This window comes from Phenylobacterium sp. LjRoot219 (assembly GCF_964252995.1).
Classification (GTDB): domain Bacteria; phylum Pseudomonadota; class Alphaproteobacteria; order Caulobacterales; family Caulobacteraceae; genus Phenylobacterium.
Genome location: NZ_CAXUQI020000002.1, coordinates 643745 through 663317, shown reverse-complemented (window position 1 = coordinate 663317; position 19573 = coordinate 643745). Strand labels below are relative to the sequence as shown.

The 19573-nt window shown below is 70.1% G+C and carries 21 protein-coding genes; 12 read left to right on the top strand and 9 right to left on the bottom strand.

The genetic code is table 11. The annotated features are described in order from the left end of the window. Positions 1–19: 19 nt before the first annotated feature. Complete coding sequence (locus ACSQ14_RS21155; protein ID WP_436016222.1) at positions 20–1246, top strand: CaiB/BaiF CoA transferase family protein; 1227 nt, start codon at positions 20–22, stop codon at positions 1244–1246. A gap of 42 nt (positions 1247–1288) precedes the next feature. Here the strand turns inward: ACSQ14_RS21155 and ACSQ14_RS21150 are convergent, their stop codons facing one another. After that, on the bottom strand, positions 1289–1537 hold the full coding sequence (locus ACSQ14_RS21150; RefSeq protein WP_436016221.1) for a hypothetical protein: 249 nt from the start codon (positions 1535–1537) through the stop codon (positions 1289–1291). Positions 1538–1703: 166 nt separating this feature from the next. Here ACSQ14_RS21150 and ACSQ14_RS21145 point away from each other — a divergent pair, with 166 nt between their 5' ends. The 3 genes from ACSQ14_RS21145 to gstA all read left to right on the top strand — a co-directional run bounded on the left by ACSQ14_RS21145 (position 1704) and on the right by gstA (position 3060). Next, positions 1704–1874, top strand: coding sequence for a hypothetical protein (locus ACSQ14_RS21145; protein ID WP_436016220.1), 171 nt, complete (start codon positions 1704–1706; stop codon positions 1872–1874). A 42-nt stretch (positions 1875–1916) separates the two neighbouring features. Continuing rightward, entirely contained in the window at positions 1917–2348 is a 432-nt protein-coding gene (locus ACSQ14_RS21140) for a hypothetical protein (RefSeq protein ID WP_436016219.1), read from the top strand. Between the two features lie 91 nt (positions 2349–2439). Next, positions 2440–3060 (top strand): glutathione transferase GstA, encoded by a 621-nt coding sequence (gstA, locus tag ACSQ14_RS21135; protein ID WP_436016218.1) that lies wholly within the window; start codon positions 2440–2442, stop codon positions 3058–3060. 15 nt (positions 3061–3075) lie between these two features. Here gstA and selD read toward each other — a convergent pair whose 3' ends face one another. Beyond that, on the bottom strand, positions 3076–4137 hold the full coding sequence (gene selD / locus ACSQ14_RS21130; protein ID WP_436016217.1) for a selenide, water dikinase SelD: 1062 nt from the start codon (positions 4135–4137) through the stop codon (positions 3076–3078). 76 nt (positions 4138–4213) lie between these two features. On the opposite strand from selD, the gene mnmH reads away from it, so the two are divergent. Further along, positions 4214–5290 (top strand): tRNA 2-selenouridine(34) synthase MnmH, encoded by a 1077-nt coding sequence (gene mnmH, locus ACSQ14_RS21125; RefSeq protein ID WP_436016216.1) that lies wholly within the window; start codon positions 4214–4216, stop codon positions 5288–5290. 41 nt (positions 5291–5331) lie between these two features. On the opposite strand, the gene ACSQ14_RS21120 is transcribed toward mnmH, so the two are convergent. Next, positions 5332–7395, bottom strand: coding sequence for an ATP-dependent helicase (locus ACSQ14_RS21120; protein ID WP_436016215.1), 2064 nt, complete (start codon positions 7393–7395; stop codon positions 5332–5334). Between the two features lie 141 nt (positions 7396–7536). Here ACSQ14_RS21120 and ACSQ14_RS21115 point away from each other — a divergent pair, with 141 nt between their 5' ends. The 4 genes from ACSQ14_RS21115 (at position 7537) to ACSQ14_RS21100 (ending at position 9880) form a co-directional block, all read left to right on the top strand. Beyond that, a complete protein-coding gene (locus ACSQ14_RS21115; protein ID WP_436016214.1) occupies positions 7537–8199 on the top strand; it encodes a DUF6766 family protein in 663 nt (220 codons plus the stop codon). A gap of 60 nt (positions 8200–8259) precedes the next feature. After that, entirely contained in the window at positions 8260–9267 is a 1008-nt protein-coding gene (locus tag ACSQ14_RS21110) for a sensor histidine kinase (RefSeq protein ID WP_436016213.1), read from the top strand. Between the two features lie 290 nt (positions 9268–9557). Beyond that, a complete protein-coding gene (locus ACSQ14_RS21105) occupies positions 9558–9692 on the top strand; it encodes a hypothetical protein (RefSeq protein WP_436016212.1) in 135 nt (44 codons plus the stop codon). Next, positions 9689–9880 carry a hypothetical protein gene (locus ACSQ14_RS21100; protein WP_436016211.1) on the top strand — a complete coding sequence of 64 codons (192 nt, stop codon included), beginning with the start codon at positions 9689–9691 and terminating at the stop codon, positions 9878–9880. Before ACSQ14_RS21105 ends, ACSQ14_RS21100 begins: the two co-directional genes overlap by 4 nt. Before the next feature lie 64 nt (positions 9881–9944). On the opposite strand, the gene ACSQ14_RS21095 is transcribed toward ACSQ14_RS21100, so the two are convergent. From ACSQ14_RS21095 to ACSQ14_RS21085, 3 genes are all read right to left on the bottom strand, one after another. Next, positions 9945–10307, bottom strand: coding sequence for a DUF6481 family protein (locus ACSQ14_RS21095; protein WP_436016210.1), 363 nt, complete (start codon positions 10305–10307; stop codon positions 9945–9947). Between the two features lie 271 nt (positions 10308–10578). Continuing rightward, on the bottom strand, positions 10579–10788 hold the full coding sequence (locus ACSQ14_RS21090; protein ID WP_436016209.1) for a cold-shock protein: 210 nt from the start codon (positions 10786–10788) through the stop codon (positions 10579–10581). Between the two features lie 257 nt (positions 10789–11045). Then, positions 11046–11645 carry a TetR/AcrR family transcriptional regulator gene (locus ACSQ14_RS21085; protein ID WP_436016208.1) on the bottom strand — a complete coding sequence of 200 codons (600 nt, stop codon included), beginning with the start codon at positions 11643–11645 and terminating at the stop codon, positions 11046–11048. A 184-nt stretch (positions 11646–11829) separates the two neighbouring features. On the opposite strand from ACSQ14_RS21085, the gene map reads away from it, so the two are divergent. Next, on the top strand, positions 11830–12576 hold the full coding sequence (map, locus tag ACSQ14_RS21080) for a type I methionyl aminopeptidase (RefSeq protein ID WP_436016207.1): 747 nt from the start codon (positions 11830–11832) through the stop codon (positions 12574–12576). 45 nt (positions 12577–12621) lie between these two features. On the opposite strand, the gene ACSQ14_RS21075 is transcribed toward map, so the two are convergent. Continuing rightward, positions 12622–13662 carry a pyridoxamine 5'-phosphate oxidase family protein gene (locus tag ACSQ14_RS21075; protein WP_436016206.1) on the bottom strand — a complete coding sequence of 347 codons (1041 nt, stop codon included), beginning with the start codon at positions 13660–13662 and terminating at the stop codon, positions 12622–12624. A gap of 145 nt (positions 13663–13807) precedes the next feature. Further along, on the bottom strand, positions 13808–15217 hold the full coding sequence (locus ACSQ14_RS21070) for an aromatic ring-hydroxylating oxygenase subunit alpha (protein ID WP_436016205.1): 1410 nt from the start codon (positions 15215–15217) through the stop codon (positions 13808–13810). Between the two features lie 317 nt (positions 15218–15534). Here ACSQ14_RS21070 and ACSQ14_RS21065 point away from each other — a divergent pair, with 317 nt between their 5' ends. Beyond that, positions 15535–16374, top strand: coding sequence for an IclR family transcriptional regulator (locus tag ACSQ14_RS21065; protein ID WP_436016204.1), 840 nt, complete (start codon positions 15535–15537; stop codon positions 16372–16374). Between the two features lie 9 nt (positions 16375–16383). On the opposite strand, the gene ACSQ14_RS21060 is transcribed toward ACSQ14_RS21065, so the two are convergent. Beyond that, entirely contained in the window at positions 16384–17286 is a 903-nt protein-coding gene (locus ACSQ14_RS21060) for a LysR family transcriptional regulator (RefSeq protein ID WP_436016203.1), read from the bottom strand. Positions 17287–17372: 86 nt separating this feature from the next. On the opposite strand from ACSQ14_RS21060, the gene ACSQ14_RS21055 reads away from it, so the two are divergent. Continuing rightward, positions 17373–19475 carry a malate synthase G gene (locus ACSQ14_RS21055; RefSeq protein ID WP_436016202.1) on the top strand — a complete coding sequence of 701 codons (2103 nt, stop codon included), beginning with the start codon at positions 17373–17375 and terminating at the stop codon, positions 19473–19475. Positions 19476–19573 lie beyond the last annotated feature (98 nt).

The window sequence follows — 19573 nt, the reverse complement described above, 5'->3', positions numbered from 1 at the left end:
ACTTGGTGAGGACAGGCAGATGACCCAGGTGATGAAGGGCGTGCGGATTCTCGAGGTGGCCCAGTTCACCTTCGTGCCCGCCGCCGGCGCCGTGCTGGCCGAGTGGGGCGCGGACGTGATCAAGATCGAGCACCCGGTGCGCGGCGACACCCAGCGCGGCTTCGTCAACCTGGGCGGCCAGAAGGTCGATCCGCTGCGCCACACGCTGATCGAGCATCCGAACCGCGGCAAACGCAGCGTCGGTCTCGATCTCTCGACGGCGGACGGCCAGGCGCTGCTGTACGAGATCGCCAAGACCGCCGACGTCTTCCTGACCAACTACCTGCCGGCGGCGCGGCAGAAGCACAGGTTCGACGTCGAGCACATCCGCGCGGCCAACCCGAACATCATCTACGCCCGCGGCAGCGCCTACGGCGACAAGGGGCCGGAGCGCGAGGTCGGCGGCTTCGACAACACCGCCTTCTGGACCCGCAGCGGCGTCGGCCTGTCGATGTCGCCGGCCGAGCTGGAGGGTCCCCTGTCGCAGGGCATTCCGGCGTTCGGCGACAGCATCGGCGGCATGAACATCGCCGGCGGAATCTCGGCGGCGCTGTTTCACCGGGCGCAGACCGGCCAGGCGGTCGAGCTCGACGTCTCGCTGCTGAGCACCGGCTGGTGGGCCGCCGGCGCGGCGATCTCCCAGGCCACCGAAACCGGCGTCGTCGGCCGCAACCGCATGCCGTCGTCGGGCGCCTCGCCGGGAAATCCCTTCCTGGGCTCCTACCGCACGGCGGACGGCGGCACGATCGTGCTCAACACCCTCACGCCGGGGCCGTACATCCGCGACATCTTCCAGCACCTGGGCGTCCCGGAAGCCGCCGACGATCCGCGCTTCGCCACCGCCGAGGCGCTGATGACCAACTGGGCCGAAGCCAGCGCCCTGTTGGTGATCGCCTTCAGCAAGCAGCCGTTCGCCTACTGGCGGCAGCACCTGAAGACCTCAAAGTGCCAATGGGCGCCGTTCCAGAGCCTGCTGGATCTGACGACGGACGAGCAGGCGCTGGCGAACGACATGATCGTCGAGGTCGAGGCAATCGACGGCGGCGCGCCGATCAAGCTGGTCCGCTCGCCGGTGCAGTTCGACCATGTCACCCACCCGACCGAACGCTCGCCCCAGGCGTCGGAGCACACCGAGACCTTCCTGTTGGAGATGGGCCTCGAGTGGGACCGGATCGAGGCCCTCAAGACCGCCGGCGTGGTCGCCTGAGCTTGCCCCCGGCCCGCCAACCCTGTTGGCGGGCCGCCAGGGTCAGGCCTCGGTGAACGGGTGCGGCAGCTCGCCGGACCGGAAGAGGATCACCGGGTTCTCGTCGTAGTCGCCGAGCTCGGTGTCCGCGGTCGCGGCGAAGGCGACGACGCCGACGCGCAACGGCCCCAGCCGCTCGGCCTTGCGACGCGCCTCCTCGGCGTTCTTGCAGCCCACCTGCTGCTCGGCTTTCAGCCCCCTGCCCCGCCCGCGAACGTAGGACTGCACGATGTAGACGGTTTCCTTGGCCATGGACCTTCACGCGCCGGTTCGGGCCCAAGGTCAACCGTGCAGGCGGCCCGTGACGATCCGGCGCGCAGGCCGGTCCCCGACCGAGGTCAGGTAACCCGCCGCCGCCCTCCGACATGTGCCATAGAGGTAGCGATCCGTGTGCATGGCGGGTCGTCGGGAGACGCCGATGAAACCGCCGCCCAAAAGACCTTTCGAGCCGCAACGCGGCGGCGCCAGCACTACGGTCTACGCGCCGCCCACGCCAAAGGTGTCGCGCCGCAAGCCCGCCAAGGTCCTGACGGCCGCCGAGCGGGCCGCCTTCCTTGCCGCACGCCCCGACCTCAAGCCCAAGCCCTAGGCGATCCTCGCCAGCGCGGGCGATCCGCGGTAGGCCAGACGCATGACGAGCAAGCCTGACGCGCTGCGGCGCCTGATCGACCTGCCTGGCGTGGACGACCTGGAGTACCGGGCGATCCTGAAGCGCGACTTCGCCGAGCCGGAGGCCCGGGCCGAGTTTCCAGAGATCAACGCCTGCGCCGCCGCCCTGTTCGGGCTGACGGCGGACGAGGCCGAGGCGGTGGAGCGGCCGCCGGGCTGGGACGACATCGAGTGCAAGGCGCCCGCCGTGCAGGCCGCCGCCTTCGAGGCCGAGGGCTGGGATGTCACCGACGACAAGCGCCGGCCGCTGCGGGTGCTCGGCCATTTCAGCGCCCCGCTGTGGTTGGCCGTGCGCGGCGTGGCCGGGACCCTGCCCTTCCAGCCGGAGAGCAACGAACCCGAGGCCTGGGTCTCCAAGCTTGCGGCCGAAGCCAAGCGGTTCCGCAAGCGCTAGGCGGCGGGCCGCGGCCGACGCCCGCCGGGGCGCCTCGGCGGGCCTTCAGGCGTTCTTCATCCCGCCACGCGGCAGCCGCTGGAGGATGGAAATGAAGCTCTATTACGCACCCGGAGCCTGCTCCCTCGCCCCGCACATCGTCGCCCACGAGGCCGGGCTCGACGTCCAGCTGGAGAAGGTGGAGTTCCGCTCTGACGGCTCCAAATCGGCCGGCGGCCGCGATTATCGGGAGATCAATCCCAAGGGCAGCGTGCCGGCGCTCGAGCTCGACGACGGCGAGGTGCTGACCGAGAACGCCGTCATCCTGCAGTACCTCGCGTCGCTGGCGCCCCGGGCCGACCTGGGGCCGCCCGCCGACGGCGTGTCGCGCTGGCGCTTCCTGGAACTGCTGAACTTCATCGCCACCGAGCTGCACAAGGGGTTCTCGCCGCTGTTCAAGCAGCCGACGCCCGCGGCGCGGGAGGCGATCGTCCAGGCGCTCGGCCAGCGGTTCGACCTGATGGACCGGCAGCTGGCCGACCGCTCCTACCTGACGGGCGACCGCTTCACGGTCGCCGACGCCTACGCCTATGTGATCCTCAACTGGACCCGCCTCCACCAGATCGACCTGACCCCCTGGCCCTCCCTGCGCGCCTTCATGGAGCGCGTCGAGGCGCGCCCGGCGGTCCAGCGGGCGCGCCGCGAGGAAGGCCTGGACGCGCCCGCGCCATAAGGCGGCGCGGCGCCGTCACCTGCGGCTTGTGAGCTGTACCTCTCCGGGGCCCGAGCGGAACCGGCCGACCGCGGCGGCGTCGAACCCGCGCGCGTGAAACATGCCCAAGGCCGCGTCGCACGCCTCGGGACGGACCGCGAGCAGGAGCCCGCCGCTCGTCTGCGGGTCGCACAAGAGATCTCGCCGCCAGTCCGGCAGGGTGTCCGCCCCGTGCACCGACGCGCCAAAGCTCGCCCAGTTGCGGCCGCTGGCGCCGGTTCGGACGCCGGCCTGGGCCAGCGCCTCGACCCCGGGAAGGACGGCGGGGGCTTCGGCCTCGATCGCCGCCGTCAGGCCGGAGCCGCGCGCCATCTCCAGCGCGTGCCCCAGCAGGCCGAAGCCGGTCACGTCGGTCATCGCGTGCACGCCCGCTAACGCCGCGAGGTCCGGGCCGATGCTGTTGAGCTGGGTGGTCGAGGCGATCAGCGCCGCATAGCCCTGCGCGTCGAGCCGCCCCTGCTTGAAGGCGGCGCTCAGGATGCCGACGCCGAGCGCCTTGCCCAGGATCAGCACGTCGCCCGGCTCGGCCCGGCAATTGGTCTGCACCCGGTCCGGATGGACCAGGCCCAGTGCGACGAGGCCGTAGATCGGCTCGACGCTGTCGATGGAGTGACCGCCGCCGATCGGGATCCCGGCCTCGGCGCAGACCGCGGCGCCGCCGGACAGGATCGCCCGGATCGTCTCGACCGGCAGCTTGTTCACCGGCATGCCGACGATCGCCAGCGCCAGGATCGGCCGGCCGCCCATGGCGTAGACGTCTGACAAGGCGTTGGTCGCCGCGATGCGTCCGAAGTCGTAGGGATCGTCGACCACCGGCATGAAGAAGTCGGTCGTGGCGACCAGGGCCTGCTCGTCGTTCAGCTTCCACACCGCCGCGTCGTCCGCGGTTTCCGTGCCGACCAGCAGGTTCGCGAACGGCGCGGCGGCCGGCGTCGCCGCCAAGATCTGCTGAAGCACGGAGGGCGCGATCTTGCAGCCGCACCCGCCGCCATGGGCGAGGCTGGTCAGGCCGTCCGGGGCTGCGGCGACGACGTCCATCGACGGTCTCCTCCGGTTCAGGCCGGGCCCGAGGTGGGGTATATCAGGGCAAGATGTGCGGTCCCCTGCAAGTCCGATGACGAGCCCGGAGGTGGTGCGCAGCCCGGACGCGGCGACCCGGGCGCAGTTCGATCTCGTCATCGACGTTCGCAGTCCCGGCGAGTTCGCCCTCGACCATGTGCCAGGCGCGGTGAACCTGCCGGTGCTCGACGACGCGGAACGGGCCGAGATCGGAACGATCTACGCCCAGGAATCGCGCTTCAAGGCGCGCCGTGTCGGCGCCGCCTATGTCGCCCGCAACGTCGCGCGCCATCTGGAGACCGCCCTGGCCGACAAGACCGGCGGCTTCCGGCCGCTGCTGTACTGCTGGCGGGGCGGGATGCGCTCGAACGCCATGGCGCTGATCCTCTCTCAAGTCGGGTGGCGCACCGCCGTGCTGGCCGGCGGCTACCGCACCTATCGCCGGGAGGTGACCGCCCGGCTGTACGAAGACGCGCCCGGCATCCAGGCCGTGGTGCTCGACGGCCCCACCGGCTCCGGGAAGACCGCAGTCCTGCACCGGCTGGCCCAGCGCGGGGTTCAGGTGCTGGACCTCGAGGCGCTCGCGGAACACCGCGGCTCGCTGCTCGGCGCCCTGCCCGGGCGGGCGCAGCCTTCGCAGAGGATGTTCGAAAGCCGGCTGCTGGCGGCGCTGGAGGCGATGGACCCCGCCCGGCCGGTGGTCATTGAGGCGGAGTCGAGCAAGGTCGGCCAGCGGATCATCCCGCCGACAGTCTGGCAGGCCATGGCGGCCGCGCCGCAGATCGTGCTGGCCGCCCCAGCGCCCGCCCGGGCGCGCTATCTGGCGGCGGCCTACGGCGGGCTCGCCGCCGACCCGGAGCGGTTGATCGCTCTGCTGCAGCGCCTGCCCAGCCATCCCGGCCCACGGCAATTGGAGAGCTGGCAGAGCCAGCTGGCGGCCGGCGCGCTGGAGGCGCTCGCCGCCGACCTGATCGCGCAGCACTATGATCCCGCCTATCGCCGCTCCAGCCGCAAGCAGGCGCGCGCGCCGCTCGGCGAAGTCGCCATCGACGCCGTCACGCCCAACGACCTCGACCAGGCGGCGGAGGCGGTCGCGCGGCTGCTGGCGCGCCTCGCGCCGCCGCCGCAGTAGAGAAGTCTCCAGCCGCGCTCAGGTCTCCAGGAACGCGGAGGTCACTGCCACATGCTCTTCAGCCGCGCGGCGACGTCGATCCGCGGAGCCGCCGGCTCCTCGCTCGGCGACGTCGGCACGGCGATCGGCCAGGTGGTCTTCTCGAAGTGGCCCAGCAGGCTCTTCGGGATGAAGCGGGTCCGCGAGGCGTAGACGTGGCGATCGCCGAACCTGGGCTGGCCGTGGACGAAGAAGCGCTGCGGCAGCATCAGGTGCAAATCGTCCTTGGCCCGGGTCATGGCCACGTAGAGCAGCCGCCGCTCCTCCTCGAACTCGGCTGAGGCGCCGGTCCCGAGATCCGAGGGCATGCAGCCGTCGACGACGTTCAGGACGAACACCGAGGTCCATTCCTGGCCCTTGGCGGAATGGATGGTCGACAGGATCAGATAGTCCTCGTCGAGCAAGGGGACGCCCGCCTGGTCCGAGGTGGCGTCCGGCGGATCGAGCGTCAGGTCGGTCAGGAACCGCTCCCGCGACGGATAGCCGGTGGCGATCTGCTCGAGCTGCAGCAGGTCGCCGAGGCGCACCTCGCCGTCTTCGTGGATCCGGTCCAGGTGCGGCTCGTACCAGGCCCGCGCCCGCTCCAGCTCCGCCGGCCAGCCCAGGTCGCGCGAGGCGACGTCGGCGATCAGCTCGAGAAAGCCCTGCCAGTCCGGGCCGGCCCGCGGCGGGGCCGGCGCCGAGGCCAGGGCGGTCAGCGGGCTCGGCGCCGCGGAGATGTGGTCCATGACCCGCTGCGCCGAGGTCGGGCCGACGCCCGGCAGCAGCTGCATGACCCGGAAGCCGACCACCCGGTCGCGTGGGTTCTCGACGAAGCGCAGGATCGCCATCACGTCCTTGACGTGAGCCGCGTCGAGGAACTTCAGGCCGCCGAACTTCACGAAGGGGATGTTGCGCCGGGTCAGCTCCACCTCCAGCGCGCCGCTGTGGCTGGAGGTGCGGAAGAGCACTGCCTGCTGCTTCAGCGCCGTGCCCGCCTCGCGCCGCTCCAGCACCTGCTCGACGATGTAGCGGGCCTGGTCGCTCTCGCTGCGCACCGTCACCAGCCTGGGCGGCGCGTCCGAGCTGCGCTCGGTCCAGAGGTTCTTGGTGAAGCGCTCCGAGGCCTGCGCGATCACCGCATTGGCCGCCATCAGGATCGGCTGGGTGGAGCGGTAGTTCTGCTCGAGCGTCAGCACCTGGGCCGGCGGCGAGAAATGGCCGGGGAAATCGAGGATGTTGCGCACCGTCGCGGCGCGGAAGGCGTAGATCGACTGGGCGTCGTCGCCGACCACGGTCAGGCCGCGGCCGTCGGGCTTCAGGGCGAGCAGGATCGAGGCCTGCAGGCGGTTGGTGTCCTGGTACTCGTCGACCAGGATGTGGTCGAAGCGCCCGCCGGCCTCGGCCGCCAGGGTCGGCTCCGACATGGCCTGGGCCCAGTAGAGCAGCAGGTCGTCGTAATCGAGCACGTTCTGGCGCTGCTTCGCCTCGACGTAGGCGCCGAACAAGACCTTCAGCTCCGCCGTCCATTCGGCGCACCACGGGAAGGCCGCTGGCAGCACCGCCTCCAGCGGCGTCTGGCTGTTGACGCAGCGCGAGTAGATCGCAAGGCAGGTCGCCTTCGCCGGAAAGCGGCTGTCGAGCTTGGAATAGCCGAGTTCGTGGCGGACCAGGTTCATCAGGTCCGCCGCATCCTCGCGGTCGTGGATCGTGAAGTTGGTATCGAGGCCGATCTGGGCGGCGATCTCGCGCAGCAGCCGCGCACCGACGCCGTGGAAGGTCCCGGCCCACTCCATGGCCGCGGTCAGCACCGCGGCCTTGTCGCCCATCACCTTGCGGCCGATCCGCTCCACCCGGCGGGTCATCTCGTAGGCGGCGCGGCGCGAGAAGGTCATCAGCAGGATGCGCCGCGGATCGGCGCCGTTGACGATCAGGTGGGCGACCCGGTGGGCCAGGGTGTTGGTCTTGCCCGAGCCTGCGCCGGCGATGACCAACAGCGGTTCGCCGGCCGGCGCGCCGCCCGCCGCCACGCCGTGTTCGACGGCGCGCCGCTGGTTGGGATTCAGGGCGTCGAGGTAGGCGGCCATGGCTTCGGGCGACTCAGAACACTGGAGACCGGCACGATCCCAGTTTCCCGTTTTGTTCGCAAACGCCTTCGCCGCAGCCCTACCCGGCGAGATGCAACCGGGCGCGATGAACCGCGCCGCAAGCCGGTCGTTTGCACAGCCATGATGCGATCCGTCGGCAGGTTCCTGAAGGACAACTCGCTGACCCTGGTGCTCATGCTGCTGTTCCTGATGAGCCTGGCCGGTCAGTGGCTCGCCGGGTGGCGGGTCGAGAACGAGGAACTGCAGCGTCACGGTCCGGCCGGGATCGGCCTGTTCGCCTACCTGCACAGCCCGGGTTTTCTCTCCGCCCTGTTCGAGAACTGGGAGAGCGAGTTCCTGCAGATGGCCGCCTACGTGGTCCTCACGGCGACATTGATTCAGCGGGGATCGTCGGAATCGCGCAAGCCCGACGCCGGTTCGCCGGAAGAGCTTCCAAGCTCCTCGCCGGACGCGCCGCGGTTGGCGCGGGTCGGCGGATTGGCCGGATGGCTTTACGCCCATTCGCTGGGGCTGACGCTCGCGGTGCTGTTCATCGCCTCCTTCGTCCTGCACTGGAGTTTCAGCTTTCGCGCCGCGGCGGCGGAGGCGGCGGAGCACGGCGAGCCGGCCATGACGGCGATCGGCTACCTTGTCGACCCGCAGCTCTGGTTCGAGTCCTTCCAGAACTGGCAGAGCGAGTTCCTGTCGACCGCCGTGCTGGTCGTCCTGTCGATCTTCCTGCGGCAGAAGAACTCCCCGGAGTCCAAGCCGGTCGCCGCGGCCCATGGCGAGACCGGAGCGTGACCGGAACCGCTCAGGGCCCGCGCGCGGCAGCCTGCGGTTGGCTTCACTGGCGCTCGCTGCATGAATTTTGACCGCTTCTTCGCCTGGTCGGGCCCGCTCCGCGGACTCCCTCTGTCGGTGCGCTACCTGCTGGCCACGGCCGTGGTGCTGGCGTTCTTCGCCCTGCGCACCGCCACCGAGGGGACGCTCGGGCACTATCCGTTCCTACTGTTCTTTCCGGCCGTGATCGGCATCGCGCTCGTGCTGGACCGCGGCACCGGGGTGTTCGCCGTCCTGCTCAGCGCCGCGCTCGCCTGGTACTTCTTCATACCGCCCGAAAGGTCGTTCGCTTTGCGGAGCCCTTCCGAGTCCGCGGCGCTCGTCGTCTATCTCCTTGTAGGCCTGTTCCTCGCCGGCGTGATCGAGGCGCTTCGCGCCAACGCCGCACGTCTGCAGACCACCAAGATGGAGCTCGAACGGTCCGACGCGCTGAAGCAGCTCCTGCTCCTGGACGTCAATCACCGGGTCAAGAACCACCTGCTGTCGGTGACGGCGCTGCTGCGCCTGGCCAAGCGCGAGGTCGCCGATCCCGCCGCGCAGCAGGCGCTGGACGCCGCCGCGGGACGCATCGACGTGCTCGGCAAGGTCTACAACCGGCTCCACCTGGGCGAACGGGCGACGGTGGTCTCCTCGCGGGAGTTCCTGGTCTCGCTGGTCGATGACCTGCGCGTCAGCGTCGTCGGCGTCCGGCCGATCGCCCTGCGCAGTCATGTCGAGGAGGTGGAGCTGTCGTCAGCCCAGGCTGTCCCGCTGGGGCTGATCACCAATGAACTGGTCGGCAATGCGCTGAAGCACGCCTTTCCGGACGACCGGCCCGGCGAAATCCTGGTGCGGTTCGAGCACAGCGGCGACTGCTATCAGCTGTCGGTCACGGACAACGGCGTCGGTTCGCCGCAAGACCCCAACGCCGGCGGCGGCACGCGGCTGATGCGGTCGCTGGCGCAGCAGTTGGGCGGCGAGCTTCGCGTCAGCGGCCCGCCGGGCCTGCACGCCGCCCTGACTTTTCCCCTGGAGCCGCCGAACGCCTGATCCGGCCCCGGTTGCTAATGCGCTTTGTCACGGCTCAGCCCTGGCGCCGCTGGTCGCGCCGCCCCATCTAGGGGTCAGCGCCGTCGGGCGTGTGCCGCCACCGCAGCGGTCGATCCCGCCCGATGTGGCGAAGATCCGAGACCATGATGTCCCCGCTCGTTGCAGCGTCCGCGCTCTGTGTGGTGAGCGCTCTCCTCTTGCCGAGGGCCTTCGGCCTGCTCGGCCGGCGGCGGAAGCCACGACCTGCTGCTGAGCTTCAGCCATCCGCTCGGCGCCGACAGGAGGCGACCATGGCCAAAGGCCAGAAGAAATCCAACCGCGAGACCCGCAAGCCGAAACAGGACAAGCCGAAGCCGGCCGCTGCGACGCGCTCGTTCTTGAGCTCGGCGACGGCCGGGGCGGCCCCTTCAGGATCGAAGCGGTGAGCCTGTCCGCCTGGCTGCGCGGGGCGTTTCCGACGGAGGCGGAGGTCCGCGCCGAGATCTGGAGTCTGGGCGCGCGCCATCTCGGATCGCCGCTGGAGGGCGCGCGGGGCGAGCTGAAGTCGCCGGACCTGCCGCGCGAGCGTGCGCAGCTGTTGCGCGCCTGTGTGCGGGAGCTGGAACGCCACTGAAGCCGGCCCGTCGTCCCGCGCGAACTTGCGCGCGGGCGGCGTCGCCAGCCGTGGCTGGCCAGATTTACTTGCGCGCTTTGCGGGCGGCGTAGCGGGCGTCGCGCTTGGCCTTGGCCTCGGCCTTGGTCAGCGCCTTGCGCTCCTTGCGCTCGCCACGCTTGGCGTCCAGCTCGAGCGCGCTCGCGGCCTCCTCGGCCAGGCGCGCGGCTTCGACGGCGTCCGCCGCAGCCTGCTTCTTGGCGACCTTGGCCTCGGTGCGGGCGACCCGCACCTGTTCGAGTTCGTGCTTCCGGGCCTCGGCGCGCGAGACGCCTTCAGGCGCCGTCACGGTCGCCTTAGGGCGAAACTTTGCGAGCAGCGCCGCCTTGGCGTCAGCGGCCCGTTGCAGGCGGTCGGAGAAGCCGGCGCCGTCTAGGGTATTGGTCATGGAGTCTCTCGTTTCGGCGCATCTGGGGCGCTTGGTTTGAAGGCGGCTGAGCAGATGGCCTGAAGGTGGCGGCTGATGCCGCGCGGGGCGAGCAAGGCGTCGACAGCCCGATAGCCGTCAGACTTCAATTGCTGCTTCAGAGTGGCGAGGTCGGGGACCTGGCCAGATCGCGCCAACTGATAGGCGCGTTCAATGGTCGAGAGCGTAATGGTTCAGCAATCGGACGTCGCGGGGAGAAGGAGTGATCCTTCTCCCCGGACAACCGCAATTCTTAGGCGGCTTGCAGCTGGCCAGCGGACATCTTGCCGCTGCGCTGGTCGCGCTCGAGTTCGTAGCCGATCTTCTGGCCTTCGTGGATCGAGCCGAGGCTCGAGCGTTCCACGGCGGAGATGTGGACGAAAACGTCCGGGCCGCCGTCGTCAGGTTGGATGAAGCCAAAGCCCTTGGTCGGGTTGAACCACTTCACGGTGCCAGTCGTCATAGATGTCGTCTTTCAGATGTAAGTTTTCACGCGTCCTGGGATGGACGTGAGATCAAATTTTCGGAGAAGGTCTTGGGAGGCTCGGGGCCCGATCCGAAGAACAAGCGCGGAGGCAACCGAACCAAAACGGCATTCGATTTTGTCAGCATGCCTGAACTTCCGGGCCGACGCCAGATAAATCTCCGAATTTCCGAAATGGCCTGGCGGGACCACCTAAGCGCTGCCGCACTACCGAGGACGAAACGCGTCGGCGCGCGTCAGGTTCCCGGCCCGTCGCGATCCGGCGCGTCCGGCCGCACCGCACGTTGCAGCAGCCAGTCGACCAGCGCCCGCGCCTCGGCGTGGCCCGCGGTGACGCCGACCGCCTCCTCCATCACCAGGATCCGCGACAGCCCGGTGACCAGGACCAGCAGGCCGAGCGGGTCGCAGACGCTGCGGTCGAGGTCCCCGCCCAGCGCCCGCCCCAGGGCCTCGGCCTCGGCCGCGCGCATGGCGTCGCCGGTGCGGACGATCTCGCTGCGGATCTCCTTGCGGTGATTGGCCAGGGCGTAGAACTCGGTGCCGAGACTGGTGTGGGCGGAATCCTTACTGAGGGTCCAGAAGGCCTCCAGCGGCCGCGCCGCGGCCAGCGCGTCGAGCGTCCGCTGATGCGACTGCTCGGCGGCACGCTGGTAGACCGCCAGCAGCAGGTCTTCCGTCGTCGGAAAATAATAGTGGACCAGCGGCGGCTTGAGGCCGGCTTCGAGCGCGACGCGGCGGGTGCTCACCGCGGCGTAGCCTTCCTCCACGATCAGCTTCTCGGCCGTGTCGAGGAGCAGCACGCGTTTCGCCGACCCCTTCGGTCTCGTCCCGGCCATGCCGATCCCTTCGCCCAATGGCGCTGACACCTTGGCTAGCGGCGTGGGCGCGTCGGGGCAAGTCGCCTGTCCCCTCCCGCTTCGCGGCCGGGACCTTGCCGGCGTTCGCCCTTTAGGGGTTAACGGACGTTGCGCCCGGGCGCTCAAGCCGACAAATGGCGCTCCGGCGCCACGGGAGAGACCAATGACGATCGAGAGCGAGGACCAGCTCGACAAGCTGCGGACCGTCGGCGGGCTGGTAGCCCGCACCCTGGCCGCCATGGGCAAGGCGCTGGAGCCCGGCATGACCACCCAGGAGCTGGACGACCTTGGCCGCGCCCTGCTGGAGAAGGAAGGCGCGCGTTCCGCCCCTGAGCTCGCCTACGGATTTCCCGGCGCGACCTGCATTTCGGTGGGGCCTGACTGCGCGCACGGCATCCCGGACGACACGGTGGTGAAGGCCGGCGACCTGATCAATATCGACGTCTCGGCCGAGCTGGACGGGTATTTTGGCGACACCGGCGCGAGCTTCGCTGTTCCGCCGACCAGCGCGCGCATCGAACGGCTTTGCCGCGATGGCCGTCGGGCGATGTGGGCCGGCATCCGGGCCGTGAAGCCTGGCGCCCGGTTGAACGAGGTTGGCCGGTCCATCGAGAGCTTCGCCCGGAAGAACGGCTACAGCCTGGTGCGCAATCTGGCGAGCCACGGCGTCGGCCGTTCGCTGCACGACGAGCCGGCCGAAATCCCCACCTGGCATGAGCCGGGTGACCGCCGGCGGATCTCCGAGGGCCTGGTGTTCACCATCGAGCCGTTTCTATCGCTCGGCGCCGACTGGGTCGAAGAACTGGAAGACGGCTGGACGCTGCGTCCGCCATTGCATCAGGCCACGGTGCAGTACGAGCATACCTTGGTCGCGACCCGCCGAGGGCCGTTGATCCTCACGCTCGCCTAAGCGCTACATCGGCGACCGTCCGCCGCTCGTCCCCGTGAAGGCGGGTCAGGTCGTGCGGTTGCCCATCTCCTCGGAGATGCCGGTGATCGGCGCGTCGCCGGCGATGCGCGCCTGACGGAGCTTGGCCAGGCGGGTGGTCGGCGGCAGCTCGACGGGGACCGGCGGGACCGACTGGCCGCGGCGCTGGGCCTCGTACTCCAGGCGGGCCGTCGCCTTGCGGCGGGTGTCCTCGCTCGGCTGCAGCACCTCCTTGGTGTCCTTGGTGGAGGGATGTTCCGGCAGCGCCCGCTCGACCCGGACCAGGACCGCGTCGCCAGCCGGCGACGCCTCGCCGATGAAGGTGAAGAAGCCGGCGAAGGTCACGCTCGCCTGGCCCTCGCAAACCCACGGCAGGCCGCGCGGCATCGTCAGCCGGAAGCCCGCCTCGACCAGTTCGATCGCCCGCGCCCGCATCGGCGACGGATAGCCGTGCTCGTCCAGCACGCTGAGGTGCGCCGCGGGCACGCGCGCCAGCGCGTCGGCGGCGACCTCCCGCCAGGGCCGCACCGGCCAGGCCGAGGGCTGCATCTTGCCCGACGGCGCCGGGTCGGAGTGCGGATAGGCCGCCGCGGCCGGCGCGCTCCAGACCTGCGGCGGGCCGTCCAGCGCCGCCTGGTTGTCCCACCACCAGATCCGCTCCGGGGTGTTCTCGATGATGATCCGCGACCAGTAGGTCACCGCCTCGCGCGCCTGCGCCCAGGTGACGCCGTGGCTGATGCCCTTGAAGCCGGTCTCCGACAGGTAGCGCACGGTGTTGGCCGCCAGGTCGGCGTCGCGCACCGCCGCGCGCGCGTGGATCGCCACCACCGGCTCGTCGGCCGCGCCCTCGATCAGCAGCCCGACCTTCGGGTCGCGCCGGGCGCGTTCGGCCTTGGCCGGATTGGGCAGGCCCGTGGCGACGTCGATCGTGCCGAGGTCGTCGCTGGGGAAATAGTAGGTGGGCGTATCGATCGGCACGCCGGCGGCGCTGACCGTCGCGAACTCCGCGACGACGCCGGATTCGACGAATTTCCGGATCCGCTCCGGCAGGTCGTTCAGACCGCTCATCCGTTCCTCCCACATCACCGATCCGAGGGCGCTCTCCGACGCCGCGCCGCCATGCTCGCGCGGATCAGACGACCCCACAAACAAAAAGGGCGTGGCCCTGCGACCGCGCCCTTTCGATGATGACGGACTTAGAGGAGGCCCGCGATCAGCCTTCCTTCTTGTTGAGGATGCGCGGCGAGCCCGTGCCCATGAAGGCCGCCAGGTTGCGGTGGGCGTTGGTCACCTTCCGCTCCTGGTGCGGGTTCGGCAGCGCGCCCTTGAAGCCGCGCGACTTCATGCCCTTCTGCACCGCCGCCATGTTCGAGAAGTCCTGGGCCAGCACCATGCCCCACTTCTCGCCGGTCGGTTCGGCGTAGACCCACTCGGTCTTCGGCTCTTGGCCTTCCGGGAAGCGCTCGATCGCATAGGATTCGAAGATGCACTTGTCCGGATTGTCGCCGTACGGCCGCGCGCGATAGCAGAGCGCGAAGGTGATCCCCTGCAGGATGCTCATGTTGGGGAAGACGCTCCAGGCCAGGCCGGCTTCGGCCATCTGTTCGGGAGCGATCGTCGGCCACTCGACGCCGCGCGCCGCATCGTCGGCCCGGGCCGAGGCCAGCCAGTGCTTGATCACGTCCGGCGCCGCCGTGCCTTCCGGCAGTTCGTCGACCAGCCGCTTGGCGGCGTTGACCAGGGTCTCGGTCGTCGAGGCGTTGTTGACCGTGGTGTAGATCTCGTTCTGCAGGTTGTAGGTCGAGACCCGCGGATCGGCGCCCTTGCCGGCGCGGGTGATCGTGCCGCTCTGCTTCATCTTCAGCGCCGGATCGCGCTCGTCGAAGCCGCTGACCCCGTGCAGGCCGTAGGCCTTGGAGTAGGCGTAGTACTGGCCGTGCTCGAGCATCTGGGTGTGGGTGCCCGCCACGTGGTAGGGCTCCATGAAGGCCTCGATCGCGGTCTTCCAGTTGCAGTCGAAGACCACCCACTGGCGCCACTTGTAGCGCATCTTCTCGAACTGGAACGGGCCCAGGACCCGGATGACGTCGCCGAGGTACTCCTGCAGCGACACGGACTCGAGGTCCATGTTGATCCACAGCCAGCCGCCCCAGGTGTCGACCTTCACCGGCGTCAGCGAGGTGCAGTCCTGGTTCAGTCCGCCCTTCCAGTCCTCCTGGTCGAGGATGAAGGTGTTCTTGCCGTCCAGGTCGTAGGTCCAGCCGTGGAAGCCGCAGACGAAGCGGTGCTTCGAGCCAGTGGCGCTGTGCGCGCCGGGCGGGGTGTCGATCAGCCGCCGACCGCGGTGGGCGCAGACGTTGTGAAACGCCTTGAACGCATCAGGCGCGGTGCGGACGACGATGATGGAGTCGTCGCCGATCTCGTAGGTCAGGAAGTCGCCGACCTCGGGAAGTTCTTCGACCCGGCCGGCGTGCTGCCACACCTTCGGCCACAGCCGTTCCTTCTCGGCCTCGGCGTATTCCTTCGAGAGGAAAGCCGTCACCGGATAGGTCAACGTTTCAGCCAGATCCTCAGCGGTGATCTGGACCGGTTCATCGATGTTGATTCCGACCGGCTTGTTCACGATGTCCTCCACAATGATTTTGAGCGCGAAAGCCGGGCGGTCGAGGCGCGGACCAGCGGGCGCGGCTTTCATAACGTCTGGTAGCAACCTGTCGAATTTTGCGCCGCAAGTCATCTCCCGAATGCGCCGCCAGCCGCATCCGCGGCTTGACACCGCCGACGCGATCTTCCGGCCGCGTCGCCTAGAGGTAGGCGCCCGCGACGCAGATTTCACGCCTCCGCGGGGCGGCGGAATGCTCCTGAACCAAACGCCCGGCGTGGCGCCTCGGCGCGCCATGCTCTAACAACGAGGCTTGATCGTGGGGGCTGGCCAGGACCATGGCGCCGGGGAAAGACGCAGCCAATTCTGGCGTCGAGAAGGCCGAGAAGGAAGAGGCTGGGCCGCGGGCGATCCTGCGCGTGCCGGAGGTCCTGATGGCGATCTCCGACAAGCGCGGCGGCAGCACCCTCGCCGAGCTCAGCCAGCGGCTCAAGCTGCCGAAGACCAGCCTGCACCGGCTGCTGCACACCCTGGAGCACGGCGGCTTCCTGATCCGCCAGGCCGGGCTCTACACGCCCGGGCCGGAAAGCTTCCGCCTGGCGCGGCTGATCGCCCAGGCCGCGCCGTCGCAGGATTTTCCGGCCTGCGCGCGGCCGGTGCTCGAATGGCTGGCGCATGAGACCGGCGAGACGGTGACGCTGAACGCGCTGACCGAGCGCGGCACCGAGAGCATCTACATCGACGTCATCGAATCCGAGGCGCCGCTGCGCTTCACGGTCCGCGTCGGCAACCGGCGGCCGCTGTTCAGCGTCGCCTCCGGCAAGGCGATGCTGGCCTTCCTGCCGGCCGACGCCCAGGCGCGCTACCTGGAGCAGACCGAGTTCCTGGAGTTCACCGCCGAGACCACCCACAAGGACGCGATGCCGGCGGTGTTGCGCGCCGCCCGCGAGCAGGCCGTGGTGTTCGACCGCAACGGCATCGTCGACGGCGCCAGCGGCATCGCCAGTCCGGTGTTCGGCCGCGACGGCGCGCTGTTCTGCGCCATCTCGGTGGCCGGCCCGACCGACCGGGTCGAAGCGCACCGCCCGCGGCTCGAACGGCTGGTGCTGGACGCCGGCGAGCGGATCTCGCGGATCCTCGGCTTCAGCGACGAATACCCGCCGCCCGCCGAACCCTGAGCGGCCGGCTCACCGCTCCCACGGCGGCCGGGCCCCGAGCGTTTCGCGCAGGTGGGCGACGAAGGCGTCCACCGCCGGCGGGGTGAAGGCCGCGCGCGGCCGCACCGCGTAGACACCGACGTCCAGCGAGCCCTCGACCTCGGGCAGGATGCGCACCAGCCGGCCGCTGAGCAGCTCGCCGCTGACGTCCCACAGCGAGCGCAGGGCTATGCCGACCCCGGCCACGGCCAATTCGCGCACGACCTCGCTGGAGTTGGTGCGCACGACGCTCTCGCCGGTAACCAAAGCTTCGCGGCCGCCCACCGAAAGCCGCCAAGGCAGACTGCCTCCGGCCGACAGCAGGCGATGGCGGCGCAGGCTGGCGATATCCGGCGGTACGCCCTGGGCGGCGAGATAGGCCGGCGCGGCGCAGAGCACCCGACGGCTGGTCGCCAGCCGTGTCGCCTCCAGGGTCGGCGGCAGCTCGGCGGTGATCCGCACCGCCAGGTCGATGCGGTCCGCCAGCAGGTCGACGTAGGCGTCGGAAAGATCCAGGGACACTGAGATCTTCGGGTGCCGGTCGAGGAACGGCTTCAGCAACGGAGCGACGTGCATCCGGCCGAACGAGGTCGGCGCGCTGACCCGCAACGGCCCCGCCGCGTTGCGCGCCGCGCCGGTCAGTCGGGCCTCCGCCTGCTCCACCGCATCGAGGATGCCGCGGACGTCGCGATAGAAGGCTTCGCCCTGCGCCGTCAGCTCCAGCCGCCGCGTCGTTCGGCGCACCAGCACGACGCCCAGCCGGGTCTCCAGCCGCGCCAGCCGCCGCGAAACCATCGGCGAGGAGAGGCGCAGACGGCGCGCCGCCGCCGCAATGCTGCCGGCGGTCACGACATGGGCGAACAGGGCGAGATCCGGATCGATGGTTTCTTGCATACTGTGCACGACTTCTTTGCGTTTCGTGCATCTACCGCCCGGATGACAGGAGCGGTAGAGGAATCCGCCGCTTCGGGAGGATGACGATGAGCCAGATGATCGAGAAGGCCGGGCTGCAGGTCGCCGAGCCGCTGGTCCGCTTCCTCGAGGACAGGGCGCTGCCCGGCACGGGGGTGACGGCCGAGGCCTTCTGGGCCGGCCTGGCCGACATCTACGCCCGCTTCGCGCCGGAGAACGCCGTCCTGCTGGCCCGCCGCGACGAGCTGCAGGCGCAGATCGACGGCTGGCACGCGGCCCGCAAGGGCCAGCCGATCGACCAAGCCGCCTATCAGGGCTTCCTGCGCGAGATCGGCTACCTCGTGCCCGAGCCGGCGCCGTTCGCGGTCGCGCCGCGTAACGTCGACGCCGAGGTGGCGACGCTGGCCGGGCCGCAGCTGGTGGTGCCGGTGCTCAACGCCCGCTTCGTGCTGAACGCCGCCAACGCCCGCTGGGGCAGCCTCTACGACGCGCTCTACGGCACCGACGCGATCCCCGGCCAGGCTAAGGGCCCGGGCTACGACCCGCCCAGCGGGGCGCAGGTGATCGCCTGGGCCAAGGCCTTCCTCGACGAAGCCGTGCCGCTGGCGGACGGGAGCTGGGCCGAGTTCGCCGGCGGCGACCCGGAGCTCAAGGCCCCGGCGCAGCTGGTCGGCCGGCGCGGCGAGAGCCTGCTGCTGCGCCACAACGGCCTGCACATCGAGGTGGTGGTCGACGGGGCCCACCCGATCGGCCAGGACGACCCGGCCGGCATCGCCGACGTGGTGCTGGAGTCGGCGCTGACCACCATCGTCGACCTCGAGGACTCGATCGCCGCGGTCGACGCGCAGGACAAGGTCGAGGCCTACGCCAACTGGCTGGGGCTGATGAAGGGCGACCTCGAGGCCCGCTTCGAGAAGGGCGGCAAGGTGCTGACCCGCGCGCTCGACGGCGACCGCCGCTACGTCGGCCTCGACGGGGCCGAGCTGGTGCTGCCGGGCCGCAGCTTGCTGTTCGTGCGCAACGTCGGCCACCTGATGACCACCCCGGCGGTGCGGCTGCCGGACGGCCGCGAGGCGCCCGAGGGGATCCTCGACGCCGCGGTCACCAGCCTGATCGCGCTGCACGACCTGAAGCGGCTCGGCCGCTTCACCAACAGCCGCGAAGGCTCGGTCTATATCGTCAAGCCGAAGATGCACGGCCCGGAGGAGGCGGCGTTCGCCAACCGGCTGTTCGACGCGGTCGAGGACCTGCTCGGGCTGGCGCGCCACACGGTGAAGATCGGGGTGATGGACGAGGAGCGCCGCACCTCGGCCAACCTGGCGGCCTGCATCGAAGCGGTGAAGGACCGCATCGTCTTCATCAACACCGGCTTCCTGGATCGGACCGGGGACGAGATGCACACCTCGATGCGGGCCGGGCCGATGATCCGCAAGGTCGAGATGAAGAACGCCGACTGGATCAAGGCCTACGAGGACCGCAACGTGCAGATCGGCCTGGCCTGCGGCCTGTCCGGCCAGGCGCAGATCGGCAAGGGCATGTGGGCGGCCCCCGACAAGATGGCCGACATGCTCGAGCAGAAGCTCGGCCACCCGAAGGCCGGGGCCTCGACCGCCTGGACCCCCTCGCCGACCGCAGCGACCCTGCACGCCACCCACTACCACCGGCTCGACGTGTTCGCCCGCCAGGCCGAGCGCCGGGCCGAGCCGGTCGCCAGCCTCGACCGGCTGCTCAGCGTGCCGGTCGCGTTGGGCCGCAACTTCAGCCCCGACGAGATCCGCGAGGAGCTCGACAACAACGCCCAGGGGATCCTCGGCTACGTCGTGCGCTGGGTCGACCAGGGGGTCGGCTGCTCGAAGGTGCCGGACATCTTCGACGTCGGCCTGATGGAGGACCGCGCGACCTTGCGGATCTCCAGCCAGCACATGGCCAACTGGCTGCTGCACGGGGTGGTCACCGCCGACGAGGTCGAGGCGGCGCTGAAGCGCATGGCGGTCAAGGTCGACCAGCAGAACGCCGGCGATCCGGCCTACCGGCCGATGGCCGGGCGCGAGGCGCAGAGCCTGGCCTTCCAGGCCGCCCGGGCGCTGGTCTTCGAAGGCGTCGCCCAGCCGAACGGCTACACCGAGCCGCTGCTGCACGCCTATCGAGCCAAGGTGAAGGCGGAAGCGTAATCCCAGCTGTCATCCCGGAAGCCGCGTGAGCGGCTGTCCGGGATCCAAGAACACCGGCGTCGCCGGCCTCGGCGCGACCCTCGCCGCGCCGTGTTCTT

Bases quoted from the DNA above. Each gene is read 5' to 3' on its own strand.
- ACSQ14_RS21095 (WP_436016210.1), bottom strand. From the start codon at position 10,307: ATGACCAATACCCTAGACGGCGCCGGCTTCTCCGACCGCCTGCAACGG.
- gstA (WP_436016218.1), top strand. From the start codon at position 2,440: ATGAAGCTCTATTACGCACCCGGAGCCTGCTCCCTCGCCCCGCACATC.
- ACSQ14_RS21085 (WP_436016208.1), bottom strand. From the start codon at position 11,645: ATGGCCGGGACGAGACCGAAGGGGTCGGCGAAACGCGTGCTGCTCCTC.
- ACSQ14_RS21105 (WP_436016212.1), top strand. From the start codon at position 9,558: ATGGCCAAAGGCCAGAAGAAATCCAACCGCGAGACCCGCAAGCCGAAA.
- ACSQ14_RS21110 (WP_436016213.1), top strand. From the start codon at position 8,260: ATGAATTTTGACCGCTTCTTCGCCTGGTCGGGCCCGCTCCGCGGACTC.
- mnmH (WP_436016216.1), top strand. From the start codon at position 4,214: ATGACGAGCCCGGAGGTGGTGCGCAGCCCGGACGCGGCGACCCGGGCG.
- ACSQ14_RS21055 (WP_436016202.1), top strand. From the start codon at position 17,373: ATGAGCCAGATGATCGAGAAGGCCGGGCTGCAGGTCGCCGAGCCGCTG.
- map (WP_436016207.1), top strand. From the start codon at position 11,830: ATGACGATCGAGAGCGAGGACCAGCTCGACAAGCTGCGGACCGTCGGC.
- ACSQ14_RS21150 (WP_436016221.1), bottom strand. From the start codon at position 1,537: ATGGCCAAGGAAACCGTCTACATCGTGCAGTCCTACGTTCGCGGGCGG.
- ACSQ14_RS21140 (WP_436016219.1), top strand. From the start codon at position 1,917: ATGACGAGCAAGCCTGACGCGCTGCGGCGCCTGATCGACCTGCCTGGC.
- ACSQ14_RS21145 (WP_436016220.1), top strand. From the start codon at position 1,704: ATGAAACCGCCGCCCAAAAGACCTTTCGAGCCGCAACGCGGCGGCGCC.
- selD (WP_436016217.1), bottom strand. From the start codon at position 4,137: ATGGACGTCGTCGCCGCAGCCCCGGACGGCCTGACCAGCCTCGCCCAT.
- ACSQ14_RS21090 (WP_436016209.1), bottom strand. From the start codon at position 10,788: ATGACGACTGGCACCGTGAAGTGGTTCAACCCGACCAAGGGCTTTGGC.
- ACSQ14_RS21060 (WP_436016203.1), bottom strand. From the start codon at position 17,286: ATGCAAGAAACCATCGATCCGGATCTCGCCCTGTTCGCCCATGTCGTG.
- ACSQ14_RS21065 (WP_436016204.1), top strand. From the start codon at position 15,535: ATGGCGCCGGGGAAAGACGCAGCCAATTCTGGCGTCGAGAAGGCCGAG.
- ACSQ14_RS21075 (WP_436016206.1), bottom strand. From the start codon at position 13,662: ATGAGCGGTCTGAACGACCTGCCGGAGCGGATCCGGAAATTCGTCGAA.
- ACSQ14_RS21155 (WP_436016222.1), top strand. From the start codon at position 20: ATGACCCAGGTGATGAAGGGCGTGCGGATTCTCGAGGTGGCCCAGTTC.
- ACSQ14_RS21120 (WP_436016215.1), bottom strand. From the start codon at position 7,395: ATGGCCGCCTACCTCGACGCCCTGAATCCCAACCAGCGGCGCGCCGTC.
- ACSQ14_RS21115 (WP_436016214.1), top strand. From the start codon at position 7,537: ATGATGCGATCCGTCGGCAGGTTCCTGAAGGACAACTCGCTGACCCTG.